Source organism: Arachnia propionica (assembly GCF_003932785.1).
Classification (GTDB): Bacteria; Actinomycetota; Actinomycetes; order Propionibacteriales; family Propionibacteriaceae; genus Arachnia; species Arachnia propionica_B.
The window spans coordinates 16,981-29,094 of sequence record NZ_RQYT01000040.1 but is presented as its reverse complement, the minus strand read 5'-3'; the positions used below and the strand labels follow the sequence as shown (position 1 = coordinate 29,094).

The following is a 12,114-nucleotide window of genomic DNA, read 5'->3' as shown; positions in this document are numbered from 1 at the left end:
ATAGGGGGATCGTGACGAGGATCGTCACGGTGGCCTCCTGGCAAGGCGGACGACGAGGAGCGCACTGGATTGTGCGTTCGAGGAGGACAACACAGCCAGGGGGTCACCGGGGCGACCGCAGTAGATTCGCCTATCCGCGCACCCTCTTAGGTGTTTATCGGTCCGTTTCCCCCAAAAATCCATAACTGTTGCGGACTCAGATCCGGGATGGGGCGCGACGGCCCTGCCACCACGCACACAGCACCCCACCGAGGGCTCCCCCGAGGTGGCCCTGCCAGGAGATGCCAGCGGCACCCGGGATGATGCCGAACAGGGCGGTCCCGTAGAAGGCGAACACGACGACCGCGACGAGGACCTGCCACGGGCTGCGGTTGAAGAATCCCCGCACCAAGAGGTAGGCGAGATAGCCGAAGACCACCCCGGACGCCCCGGCCGTGATGGTGTGGGCGGGCGCGATGAGCCACACCAGCAGACCCGAGGTGAGGGCCGTCACGACGGTGACGAGGAGCCACCGACTTGCCCCACCCAGCCACGTGATGACACCGAGGACGAGGAACGGCACCGTGTTGCTCATCAGATGCCCCCAGCCGTAGTGCAACCAGGGCGCGGCCAGCAGGTGCGGCAGGTGACCGGGGTCCCGGGGGACGATCCCGTACTGGTCGAGGGCGTTGCCGGAGGCCACATCGACGACCTCCAGGACCCACATCACTGCGAGCAGGGTCCCCATGACGATCACTCCGTCACGGAAGGGGGTGGACCTGCGGGGCTGCGTGTCGGTGCTCATGGGTCAAGTGTGACAGCAGGGTTCAAGGTAGCCTGCACCCCATGCCCAACCGTCTCCAGGCCGCCGCAAGTGACTACCTCCTCCAGCACGCCAACCAGCCCGTCGACTGGTGGGAGTGGGGACCCGACGCCCTCGCGCACGCCGCCGAGACGGACCGACCGATCCTGCTGAGCATCGGCTACGCCTCCTGTCACTGGTGCCACGTCATGAGTCACGAGAGCTTCGACGACGTCGAGGTGGCCGCCCTCATCAACAAGTCCTTCGTGCCCATCAAGGTGGACAGGCAGCAGCAGCCGGAGCTGGACCGGATCTACATGATGGCCACGCAGCTCATGAACGGCGGCGCCGGGGGCTGGCCGTTGACGGCCTTCCTCACCCCTGATGGGCGCCCGTTCTTCACCGGCACCTACTTCCCGGCCGAGGCGCGGCCGGGTCAGCCCTCGTTCCGTCAGGTCCTCACCGCTCTCGCCGAGGCGTGGCGGGACCGTCGCGAGATGGTGCTGTCGAATGCGGACCAGGTGGTCGCCCACCTCGAGGCGGCGGAGGAGACGGAGGTCGCGGATCGCCCGAGCCTCGTCGCCGCCATCGACGCGATCGGCGCCGACTTCGATCTCATCCACGGCGGCTTCGGCACGGCCCCGAAGTTCCCGATGGCCAGCGTCCTCGACGCGTTGCTGGTGCGCGGCGACAACCGCAGTCTGGAGTTGGCGCAGCGCACCCTCGAGGCGATGGCCCGCGGGGCGATCTGCGACCAGGTCGGCGGCGGCTTCCACCGCTACGCGACCGACCCGGGCTGGGTGATCCCGCACTTCGAGAAGATGCTCGACGACAACGCGATGTTGCTCGGCACCTACGTGCGGGCGTGGCGCCGCACCGCCGACCACGACGAGGGGCTGCGGGCCCTGTTCGAACGCACCGCCTACCGGATCGCCGGATTCATGGAGCGGGAGCTGCTCGGTGAGCACGGCGCCTTCCACGCCGGGCTCGACGCGGATTCCTGCGACATCCGCGGCGCGGTGTTCGAGGGGGTGTTCTACCTGTGGACCCCGGAGGTGCTGGCCGATGTCCTCGGCGCGGAGGACGGCGACTGGGCGGCCGAGGTGTTCCACGTCACGGCGGGTGGCAGCTTCGGCGAGGGACTCTCGACGCTGCAGCTGCGGGGCCGCCCGGACCCGGCCCGACTGGACGACGTGTGTGCCCGGCTGTTGGTCGAGCGGGAGACCCGGTTCCGTCCCGCCACGGATCGGTTGGTGGTCGCGGGCTGGAACGGCTTGGCCATCTCGTCGTTGGTGACGGCGGCGATGATCTGGCACGAGCCGCGGTGGCTCGACCTGGCGCTCGGCGCGGCCCGGTACCTGGTGGACGTGCACCTGGTGGAGGGCGAGTTGCGGCGTTCCTCCTTCGAGGGGGTGGCCTCGTCGGGGATCGGTTCCGCGGAGGATCACGGCGCGGTGGCGGAGGCGTTCGCCCTGCTGGCCGGGGTGACGGGGGATGCGCAGTGGCTGCGGCACGCGGAGCGGCTGTGCGACCGGGCGATCGCCCTGTTCGGCGCGGAGGACGGCGGCTTCTTCGACGGCGTGACGGGGCTGCTGGTCCGGGCGCGCACCCTCACCGACCACGTCTCCCCGAGCGGCACCGTCGCGCTGGTGCGGGCGATGCGACGGGTGGGGGCGTTGACGGAGCGCAGTGACCTCATCGAGCGCGCGGAGGCCGCCATCCGCACCACTTGGGACACGGTGGCCACCACTCCCCGATTCGCGGGGTCGGCCCTGGCGGAGGCGATGATCGACGAGGAGGCGGGGCGAGGGCTCGGCCGGGCAGTCGCGGTCGTGGTGGCCGACGACCCCTTCGACGAGTTGGCCCGCGCCACCTGGCGGATGGCCCCCGAGGGGACGACGATCCTCCGGGCCCGGGCGGGAACGCAGGGCTTCGGCTCGTGGCTGGCCGGGCGCGACGAACACGCCGTCCACGTGTGCCGGGGAGACCGCTGCTTCACCCCGGTCACCGACTACACGCAGTTGAAGGAACCCCTGTGGTCGAGGGCGTGAGGGGCACCCCCGTCGATCCGGACTGGGACGTCACGACAGCCGCCCGGCACATTGCCGCGCTCGGGCCTGACCGGGTGGCCGAGTTCATCTCCCGGACAGGTTCCGGTCTGGCCCGTTTCGGCGAGGCGGGCACCCGATGGTTCGGGTCCGCCCAGCCGGGGTTCGGGGCGTTCAGCCTGCTGAACGTGCATCTGGTCCACGACCACGACCTCCCCGTCCCCCACGACCCCGCGTACCTCGCCGACTGGGGGGTCATCGCCGGTTCCTTCACCCCCGTCGGACACTACCGGGTCCCGATGGCACGGGCTCAGGAGAAGCTCGCCTCGGATCTCACGTGGGAGCGGCTTGCGCCCCGCGTGGCGGATCATCTGGATGCGTTGCTGGCGCTGCGGATGCCTCCCACCGAGGAGATGATCCATGTCCTCACCCACGCCACCCAGGGCGGACACCTGGACCGCGCCACGATGGTGGGGCTGGCATTCCACGGCCTGTTCTCCGCAACCCGCCCGAAGGAACGCAAGCTCTTCAGCGACTCCCTGGCTGATCTCGACGTGACCGCCGCCGAGATCGCGCCCCATCAACTCCGTCTCATGGATGTGCTCACCCTCATGGAACCACCGGTGGTGAACACCTTCGGCCCCCTCATGATCCGCACCGTCGCCCCCGAGCACCTCGTCGACGTGGCGCTGCCCTGCCTGGCCGTCCGCACCGCGAAGGGCCAGCTGCTGGCCCTCGACGCCCTGCTCGCCCGCGGCGACCTGCCTGCGGATCAGGCCCTGGTGGAGCAGGTGGCGGCGCTGGTCACGTCGAGGAACGCGAAGGTCCGTGCAACCGCGGCGGAACTGCTCCGACGACTGGGCGCGACTGTCCCGGGGCCCGCCCCGGTCACGGTTGAGGTGCGGGGTCTGTGGCAAGCCAGCCCGCCGCTGTGGACGGCGCCCCGGGTGGAGCGCCTGTCCCCGAATTTCCCCGCTCTGGGGGATCTGCTGACCGAGATCCATGACCGGTGTCAGCTCATCGACGAGCCGGTGGAACGCCTGCTGGCCATGGTCGTGGCCCTGGCCCGCGTCGATGTGGAGCAGGTTCGGCGCATGATGCGCTCGGAAGCCGGGCGGATGACAGCCCTGCCCTCACTTGCCGACTGGGCCATGGGGACGAACCGTCGCCTTTCCTGGGATGAGGGGACCCCACTCGCCGCCAGGACCCGGGATCTCACTCTCCGGCTGGGAGAGCTGCCCTGCCTGCTGTCCACGCCGACGACGGTGGACCTGGTGGTCGACTTCGACGACTTCGCCGCCGCGCTCGCCCGCTACCACGAGGCCGGGGTCGCCGTGGGGCTTGGTGACCTGCAGCTGACGTTGCAGCGTCTGGCACCCGGCTGGGATGAGCGGGACCTGGCAGGGCTGGAGGACCACGACGTGCCGGTGCTCGGAACCCACCGTCGTGACTGGCGCACCGTGCTGGGCTGCGTTCGTGCCTGGTTGCGGAAGCCGGTCGCTGCACCGGCACCGGTCCGTGACGCCACCGGGTTGTGGGACTGGCCCTCCCACGACCCCGCGGAGCCGTGGCTGCCCACTGTGGCGGAGTTCTACGCCGTCATCGTGGAGCAGTTCCCGCTGGCGGGGGATCTGTCCCACATCGGGCTGGATCACTGCGTGGATGTGGCTAACTCCCGGATGATGGGACAGTTCGCCCGGCAGGTGGCCCGTTCGGCCTCCCCACTCGGCCCGGCGGCCACGACGGGGCTGCTCGGTGTGCAACGCCCCGTGCCTTGTCCCACGGCGGGAGCCGACGCGGCCCTCGCGCTCCGGGAGGCGTGGCGACGGGGACTGCTGCACGCGGGCGTCGCCGACGCCGAGTGACTGGACCGCGGGTCGCGCCCCCTGCAGCAGCTCCCGGCGCTGGCCCGCGCCCTGCGGGAGGTCGCCGGGGAGGGGATGCTGTCGGTGGTGTGGTCGCTGCTGGACGGCATCGTCGGGCGGTCCCTCGCCCAGGAGCGCCTGGCAGCCGGGACCGCGGAGATCGTCGAGCTGATGGCCGAGTTCCTGCCCGAGGTGAGGGCCGCCGTCGACTCCGGGCTGGCCGACCCGCGGCACCTCGACCTCCCAGCCACCCGGGAATTGGCCGCCGGGAAGGGCAGTGTCCGAGCGGTCCGGGCCGCCAAGGAACTGCTGGATCAGCTCAATGGCGACCCGAACAGCTGACCTCTGCTGGGAGAGATTGTTCCGTAAAACCCCCGCGTCCGTTCACGGTCGGAACTGCGCGAGGGCCAGGTCCAGCAGAACGTCCAGCTGGGTGTCCCCGTCCACGGTGCGGGGCTCGTGCAGGTGGCCAGTGATCTGCAGGGCGGCCAAACCATGCAGCAGCACCCAGAGGACGGTGGCCAGTTCCCGCGTCGGGGCGAGGCGGAGCAGCCCGGCGCCCTGAGCATCGGCGACGATCTCCTCGATGGCCCGCATGGCGTCGTCGGCGGCGGCGTTCAGCTGAGGACCCGGCTGCGTCAGGGGCGTGTCACCGAAGATCAGCTGGTAGTGGTGGGGATTGTCCAGTGCGTGATCGAGGTAGGCGCGAGCACCCGCCCGGAGTTTCTCGGAGGCACCGCTCGCCGCGGTGGATGCGGCGCGGATGCTCTCGGCCATCGTGCGCAGGGCGCGTTCTGCCACGACATGAAGCAGGGCCGACTTGTCCTCGAAGTGCCGGTACGGCGTCATCCGGGAGACCCCGGCCACCTCGCCGACGGCCCTCAGCGTCACCGCGTCACGCCCCCCGGTCTCCAGGAGCGAGTCGGCTGCACGGAGAATCGCCGCGATGGTCGGAGAGGAATCGCGAGGGCTCATGGGGCCAACTTAGCGGCCCGGGCACCGAGTCTGGGCTCCTTGCGTCGGGTCGCGACACACGGTTTGTTGACACCGTCAACGGCCAAGGTATGCTGACGCTGTCAACAAACAACGACGGGAGTCCTCATGACCACACAGAAGAAGCCGCCCACGGGGTTCGCCGACGAGTACCTGAGAACGTGGACCGAACCCGACCAGCAGCGCCGCGCCGCTCTCATCGACATGATCTGGGCATCCGACGGGATGCTGTCGGTTTCCTCACTCGGGATCACACTCCGGGGCGTGGCGCAGATCACGGCCCACATCACTCGGGTCCACGACGACATGATCGCCACCAAAGGACTGCGATTCGTCTACGACCAGGAGGTCGTGTCCGGGGACGCAACTCTCCTGCGCTGGTCGATGCTCGCCCCGGACGGGGACGTGGCCGGACGCGGCGTCGACATCGTGTTCCACAACACGCAGGGCCAGGTCACAGCAGTCCACATGTTCATGGGCATCGACTGAGAGGGTTAGAGGGTGCGCGGATAGGGGATCGTGACGAGGATCGACACGGTGGCCTCCGGGCAAGGCGGACGACGAAGAGCGCACTCACTGGACCGTGGCCGTCGAGGAGGTCCACAGCCCGGGGGTCACCGGGGCGACCGCAGTGGATGCGCCTATCCGCGCGCCCTCTTATTCACGCCCCCCCCCTTTCCGCTGGTCGAGCCGGAGTGCTGGCGCCAGGCAGCAGTCCGTGTCGAGACCCCTGGCACACGGTGCCGGGACCCGAGTTGGACGGGAATCCCACCGGGTCTCGACATGGGTCCTCCGCAAGCTCCGGACTCGGCTCGACCAGCGGAGGAAGGGACGGAAAGCCGTCATGAACAAGAGGGTGCTTCAGCACCGCCCCTGGACACGAATCGCCGTTCTACTTGCCGAGCCCGCCGCCCGCGGCGGGCTCGGCAACCCACGAATTCATGCTCGCGCCCCTGAACCCACTCAGCTCAGCTGACGATGTCCGGGGCCTGCATCCGGGCCTCGGAGGCCGCGGCGTCGGTGCTCTGCTCCTCGGCCGCCAGCTCCGCTGCCACCCTGGCGAGGTAGTTCGACTTCTCGCGTTCGGTGCGGGCGTCGTCCCAGCCGAGGGCCTTGGCCGCGATCTCGGCCACCTCGTCGACGGCGGCAGCGCCACGATCGCGGGCCTCGGAGTTGAGCCTCACCCGCGCGATGAGGATGTCCTCCAGGTGGATCGCCCCCTCGCTCGTGCAGGCGCGGTGCACCTCCGCCCTGAGGAACTGGGGTGCGGCCTGGAGCGGCTTGCCCAGCGAGGGGTCCTCGTCGATGGTGGCGAGCAGGTCGGTGACTTCCGAGCCGTAGCGGCTGAGGAGGTGACGCATCCGGTCGGCGCTGAAGCCGTACCGCTGCCCCAGGTCCTCCGCACGGTTCTGCACGACGTGGAACCCGTCGGCACCGAGCAGCGGCAGGTCGGCGGTGAGGGAGGGGCGTGCCTTCGCGACGGGCTTGCCCAACGCGAAGTCGACGGCGTCCTCCGCCATGACCCGGTAGGTGGTGAGCTTGCCGCCCGCGATGGCGACCATGCCGGGGACGACCTCGGTGACGGTGTGTTCGCGGGAGACCTTCGTCGACTTGGACTCGTCGAGAACCTTGGGCTGCAGCAGCGGCCGGAGCCCCGCGTAGGTGCCGATGATGTCGTCGCGGGTCAGCGGCTCGGCCAGCACCTCGTTGGCGTGGGCCAGCACGTAGTCGATGTCCTCCGCCGTCGGGACGGGGTGGGTGAGCTGCTCGTGCCAGGCCGTGTCGGTGGTGCCGATCACCCAGTAGTGCTGCCACGGGATGATGAACAGCACCGACTTCTCGGTACGCAGGAACATGCCGGTGGTGGCCTTGAGACGCTCTCTGGGGATGACGATGTGGATCCCCTTGCTGGCCAGCACCTTCAGCCCGCCGGTGCCGCCCGCCATGTCCTGGGTCTGCTCCGTCCACACCCCGGTGGCGTTGATGATGTGCTCGGCCTCGACGGTGAAGGTGTCCCCCGTCTCCAGATCCCGCGCCCTGACGCCCGTCGCGCGGCCGTGGGAATCCCTGAGGACCTCCTCGACCCTGACGCGGCTGGCGGCGAGGGCGCCGTGCCGGACGGCGGTGCGGATGAGGGTGATGACGAGCCGCGCGTCGTCGACGCGGGCGTCATAGAACTCGATCGCACCGATGAGGGCGTCGTGCTTGATCTCGGGGAATCGTTTGAGGGCCCCGGCCTTGCTGAGGTGCCGCTGGATCGGGACGGTGGCCTTGCCCTTCGAGCCGATCCGGGCGAGCGCGTCGTACATGCCGACGCCGACCGCGGAGTAGGCCCGTTCGATGACGGGGGTCTTCAGCGGCCACAGGAACGGCTGGGCCTCAACGAGGTGGGGGGCGATCGTCGACAGCAGCCGTCCACGCTCCCGGAGGGCCTCGGCGACGAGCTTGAAGTCGAGGTTGTAGAGGTAGCGGAGCCCGCCGTGGACGAGACGCGACGACCGCGACGACGTGCCGGAGGCCCAGTCCTGACCCTCGACGATGGCGGTGGTCAGTCCGCGCGAGGCGGCATCCAGGGCGATGCCCGCCCCCGTGACCCCACCGCCGATGACGAGCACGTCGACCTTCCGGGTGGACATGGTCTCGATGGCTTCGGTTCGCTGCTGCTGATTGAGTGTGGTCATCGGTGGGCTCCTTCGCTCTTGGCACCAGCCTCACACTGGCGCCACGGCTCCTCAACCCACCTGCACGTTCGTGCAGCAACCGGTTGGAGGTGGTGGGACTAAGGTTCAGCCATGCGCGTGATCGGCACGTTGTCCCATGGGGCGTTCCCGGAGACCCGGGCCCTGGAGTTCCACCGCGACCTCGGCGACCTCATCGTCACCGCGGTGTCCACCTCCGCGTGGCACCGATCCCGCCAGCTGCCCTCCGCTTCGCACAGCGTGCTACTCCATCGTCGTTCCGACCTCGCCCTGGAGTCCTTCCTGCCGGACCTCCCCTTCCCCGTCAACGACGTGGACGTGCGGGACGACCTCGTCGTGATCGGTCACGGCCAGTACGACGGCGGCGCGTTCTTCGAGGGCGGCCTGGAGCTGTGGCACCGGGGAACGGGTAAGCGACGTCGTCTCATCGCGGACAACCGGGAGGTGCTGCTGTGCCGCTTCGACGGCGACCGGATCCGGTTCACCGTCTCCCCCGTCGACGACCTCGACACCTGGGAGGATCCGGGCCGCACCCTCACCACCTACGAGATCCCCGTCGATGCACATGAGGTCGAGCTGACCTCCCTCACCCCGTGGGCGGTCCACGAGGACGTCCCGTACCTGCCCTACCAAGGGCCGCACGAGGGGATCCACCGTCTCGAGACGCTGGCGCGCCGGCACGGCGTCGAGTACCGACCGGAGGGGCTGCCCTGGGCGATGCTGTGGCGGGACGAGGACCTGGCGGTCGCGACGGGGCGCGGCGAGGTGGTGCTGTGGCACCCGGACGGCTCCGCCGAGCGGTGGGATGTCGGCGCCCCCGCGATCGGGCTGTGGGACGCCGGAGACCGGCTGCTGGTGGCGACCGAGCTGCCGAGGCGCTTCGACGACCCGCCGGGCCATCTGCCCACGACCCTGCTCGGCCTGGACCCCACGACCGGGGCGCGGGAGGTGTTGTTCCGGGGCACCCACCACCTGAGTCGCACACCGTGCGGGACCTTCCTCGCCGAAGGTCTCGACCTTCCGGCCCCGAGGGGCCATGATCACCTCATCACCGCCGACGGGGTGCGCAGGATCACACTCACCCGCCCCTACCCCGGATGTCCTGCGTTCAGCGGCGGCCCCGGTCTGTACCGCGTCGCGGGAACCTGGGACGACACGGCGACGCTGGTCACGGTCGATCCGCAGTCCGGCATGGAACGCCCGGTGACCGACCTGAGCCATCCGGGCAGATCACTCGATCGGACGCTCGGGGTCCATCATGACGGGCTGGCGATCCTCGCCATCACGTGGCGCGACCCGTCGTCGGGCAGGCGCACGGCAGGCCTGCGTGGCGTGCAGGCTGACGGCTCGACGGCGTGGGAGCACCCCTTCCCCTGCCTCCCGGTGGCGCTCGCTCCCCTTGATCCAGGCCGACTCGCGGTCCTCGGGACCGGCGGCCTTCTGGAGATCCGGGAGACCAACGGCGGGAGCGTCACGGACAGCTGCACGCTTCCGGTGGGACCTGCCGAGCCCGTGTCGCTGGCACACCGTGCGCATCGCCTCGCCGTCGGCCTCACCGACGGCAGGATCCTGCTCGTCTCAACCTCCCCCTGAAGGAGGTGCGAGTGGGCCACCCAGCCCTGCGCGACCCCACAAGGGCCTTCCCGACACTCTCACACGAGCTGTAACGTACTCCAACAATGTTGGAGTAGCCCTCGGGCGCGGTCAGTGAAGCAGGGCGATCCGGTCCCCTCGGACGGCCACCAGATGCCTGTCGAACATCCGGAATGCGTCGTATTCGGAGAGCACGTTCGTCCACAGGGTGCCCGGTTGCCCGGGTTTCACCGCCGTCCAGGTCAACGAGTCGGGGCCGCCCGACGCGATGAGCACCGCGCCGTCAACCGTCGGGAACGCCTCCCGGAAATCGGTGAGCCCGTGATCGACCAGCGTGATGTCACCCGTCGCCGGGTCCAGCACCCCGGTCCTGACACTCGGGTAGGCCTGCACCATGACCAGCGGCCCGTCCTCCGGGGAGGGCGTCCTGTCGATCAGGGGCTCCATCCAGCCATCCTCCCTGTCCGAGGTCCAGAGTTCCCTTCCGGTTCCCGGATCCAGCGCGATGACTGCCGGCGGCCCGTCGTCGGGGAAGAACAGCAGGTGCTCGCCCCATCCCAGCGGGTATCCCGCCGGGACGTCCACACGCCACAGCTCCCTGCCGGATGCGTCGAAGGCCTGGAGCGGGCCTCCCTGCTCGAGACCCACAAGGGTGTCCCCCACCCAGGTGGAGCGGTACAGCTGACCGTCCCCCGCGACGGGGGTCGCGTCAGCGATGTGCAGGCTGGCGTAGCAGGCGTAGTGATACAGCGGACCCGCCTGCCCGTCCACACAGAAGTCGACGACGCCGTCGTGCTCCCGGACCCAGAACCACTTCGTGGCCTCCTCGTCCTCCTGGATGGTCCACTGCTTCGCCGCGAAGTCCGTGGCCGAGGCGGCTCGGCTGATCGAGACGGTGCCGCTGCCCTCCGGGGAGTGGATCATCTCGTACACGGCCCCGGACTCCGCCACGGACAGGTAGTTCCCCTCCCTGCCCTCAACCCGGGCGAGCAGGGACCCAGCCGCTGTGTCGTAGACGAGCAGGGATGGGCTGACCTCCGGCGCATGGGCCCAGAACGCCACCTGCCCCGCCGGCATCCGCGGGCCGCTCTCCAGCAGGTCCGCGCCGCCCAGGTCCTTGGCGATGTCGACCGACCACAGCTCGCGGCCGTCCTCCCAGCTCAGCATGGCCAGCTTGGTGTTGCCCGCCGCGAGGTCGGGCAGGAGCACGAGCCCCTCAGCGACCCCCACCTGCGCCTGCACCCCAGATCGCTCGACCTCCCAGGCCACACTCAGCTCACCGGCCGCAGCGACGCCGGTCGCTGAGGGCGCGGACCCCGAGGGGGCCGACGAGGATGCCGGGGTGCCCGGTTCGGCTCCCCAGCAGGAGGTCATGAGGAGCAGCGTCGCCGTGAACGCCGCCGCCAGCCGGAGTCGTGGTCGTGAAACCGGTGTCGTCATGGGTCCTCCCAACCCCTCAGTCCGAACCGTTCCGTAGCGGCCAACCGCGTTCCGCGAGGACCTCGGCCGCCCGGGCCGGATCGCCCTTGCCATGCAGCCAGTCGGCGAAGGAGGCGAGCTGCTCGTCGTGCCACCCGGCCTGCACCTCGTTGGCGACGGCCGGGTCCGGCAGGTGCCGGGCCAGAATCTCCCCCAGCCCCGCCGCGGCGGCGGCATCGGCCCGGGCGCCGTGGGCTGCCTCGGCCGGGAGGGCCACCCCGTGGTGTTCCGCCACATTGATGAGCTGCCGCTTCCCGCGACGGTACCGGTCGGTCTGCTTGTCGATGACCAGCGGGTCGATCACCACGCCCCGGATCTCGAAACCGCCGAGGCCGTGGCGTCGACATTCGCGGTCGAGCAGCGTGCAGTCGTAGGCGGCGTTGAAGACGCAGAGGGCACCGCCGTCGGCCCACACCCGGTCGATGGCCTCCCGGATCTCGGCGAGCCCCCGGGCGTGGTCCACCCCCTCGGCCATCGCCGTCTCCGTGCTGATGCCGTGGATCTCCGTGGCCTCGGCGGGAATGGGCGCCGTCGGCTTGAGCAGCCACTCCCTCTCGCCCACGGCCGCCGTCACGATCTCCGCCCACAGGGGGTCGCGCCCGGTCGTCTCCGTGTCGAACCCGACGAACTGAACACTGCTCCACATCATTGCCATC

General features: G+C 70.0%; 10 protein-coding genes. 5 read left to right on the top strand and 5 right to left on the bottom strand.

The window, feature by feature from the left end:
• Window positions 1-196: 196 nt before the first annotated feature.
• Window positions 197-784 carry a rhomboid family intramembrane serine protease gene (locus EII35_RS12915; protein ID WP_185744329.1) on the bottom strand — a complete coding sequence of 196 codons (588 nt, stop codon included), beginning with the start codon at window positions 782-784 and terminating at the stop codon, window positions 197-199.
• Window positions 785-825: 41 nt separating this feature from the next.
• On the opposite strand from EII35_RS12915, the gene EII35_RS12910 reads away from it, so the two are divergent.
• The 3 genes from EII35_RS12910 to EII35_RS12900 all read left to right on the top strand — a co-directional run bounded on the left by EII35_RS12910 (window position 826) and on the right by EII35_RS12900 (window position 5,036).
• Window positions 826-2,832: a thioredoxin domain-containing protein gene (locus EII35_RS12910; RefSeq protein ID WP_125228876.1), complete on the top strand. Its 2,007-nt coding sequence runs from the start codon at window positions 826-828 to the stop codon at window positions 2,830-2,832.
• Entirely contained in the window at window positions 2,817-4,694 is a 1,878-nt protein-coding gene (locus EII35_RS12905; protein WP_125228875.1) for a hypothetical protein, read from the top strand. The genes EII35_RS12910 and EII35_RS12905 overlap by 16 nt, the downstream gene beginning before the upstream one ends.
• A 75-nt stretch (window positions 4,695-4,769) precedes the next feature.
• The gene (locus EII35_RS12900; RefSeq protein WP_125228874.1) at window positions 4,770-5,036 is read left to right on the top strand and encodes a hypothetical protein; all 267 of its coding nucleotides are present in this window, start codon (window positions 4,770-4,772) and stop codon (window positions 5,034-5,036) included.
• A gap of 42 nt (window positions 5,037-5,078) precedes the next feature.
• Here the strand turns inward: EII35_RS12900 and EII35_RS12895 are convergent, their stop codons facing one another.
• Entirely contained in the window at window positions 5,079-5,669 is a 591-nt protein-coding gene (locus EII35_RS12895; RefSeq protein WP_125228873.1) for a TetR/AcrR family transcriptional regulator, read from the bottom strand.
• A gap of 126 nt (window positions 5,670-5,795) precedes the next feature.
• Here EII35_RS12895 and EII35_RS12890 point away from each other — a divergent pair, with 126 nt between their 5' ends.
• Window positions 5,796-6,176, top strand: a complete 381-nt coding sequence (locus EII35_RS12890; protein ID WP_125228872.1) for a nuclear transport factor 2 family protein — start codon at window positions 5,796-5,798, stop codon at window positions 6,174-6,176.
• A 479-nt stretch (window positions 6,177-6,655) separates the two neighbouring features.
• On the opposite strand, the gene EII35_RS12885 is transcribed toward EII35_RS12890, so the two are convergent.
• A complete protein-coding gene (locus EII35_RS12885; protein WP_125228871.1) occupies window positions 6,656-8,368 on the bottom strand; it encodes a glycerol-3-phosphate dehydrogenase/oxidase in 1,713 nt (570 codons plus the stop codon).
• A 111-nt stretch (window positions 8,369-8,479) separates the two neighbouring features.
• On the opposite strand from EII35_RS12885, the gene EII35_RS12875 reads away from it, so the two are divergent.
• Window positions 8,480-9,979 carry a hypothetical protein gene (locus EII35_RS12875; RefSeq protein ID WP_185744328.1) on the top strand — a complete coding sequence of 500 codons (1,500 nt, stop codon included), beginning with the start codon at window positions 8,480-8,482 and terminating at the stop codon, window positions 9,977-9,979.
• A 111-nt stretch (window positions 9,980-10,090) separates the two neighbouring features.
• Here the strand turns inward: EII35_RS12875 and EII35_RS12870 are convergent, their stop codons facing one another.
• Entirely contained in the window at window positions 10,091-11,419 is a 1,329-nt protein-coding gene (locus tag EII35_RS12870) for an outer membrane protein assembly factor BamB family protein (RefSeq protein WP_125228868.1), read from the bottom strand.
• Window positions 11,420-11,435: 16 nt separating this feature from the next.
• Window positions 11,436-12,107, bottom strand: coding sequence for an exonuclease domain-containing protein (locus EII35_RS12865; protein ID WP_125228867.1), 672 nt, complete (start codon window positions 12,105-12,107; stop codon window positions 11,436-11,438).
• Window positions 12,108-12,114: the final 7 nt, after the last annotated feature.

Coding starts and splice junctions, on each gene's coding strand:
- EII35_RS12910 (WP_125228876.1), top strand. CDS start 826: ATGCCCAACCGTCTCCAGGCCGCCGCAAGTGACTACCTCCTCCAGCAC.
- EII35_RS12890 (WP_125228872.1), top strand. CDS start 5,796: ATGACCACACAGAAGAAGCCGCCCACGGGGTTCGCCGACGAGTACCTG.
- EII35_RS12885 (WP_125228871.1), bottom strand. CDS start 8,368: ATGACCACACTCAATCAGCAGCAGCGAACCGAAGCCATCGAGACCATG.
- EII35_RS12900 (WP_125228874.1), top strand. CDS start 4,770: ATGCTGTCGGTGGTGTGGTCGCTGCTGGACGGCATCGTCGGGCGGTCC.
- EII35_RS12915 (WP_185744329.1), bottom strand. CDS start 784: ATGAGCACCGACACGCAGCCCCGCAGGTCCACCCCCTTCCGTGACGGA.
- EII35_RS12865 (WP_125228867.1), bottom strand. CDS start 12,107: ATGATGTGGAGCAGTGTTCAGTTCGTCGGGTTCGACACGGAGACGACC.
- EII35_RS12870 (WP_125228868.1), bottom strand. CDS start 11,419: ATGACGACACCGGTTTCACGACCACGACTCCGGCTGGCGGCGGCGTTC.
- EII35_RS12875 (WP_185744328.1), top strand. CDS start 8,480: ATGCGCGTGATCGGCACGTTGTCCCATGGGGCGTTCCCGGAGACCCGG.
- EII35_RS12895 (WP_125228873.1), bottom strand. CDS start 5,669: ATGAGCCCTCGCGATTCCTCTCCGACCATCGCGGCGATTCTCCGTGCA.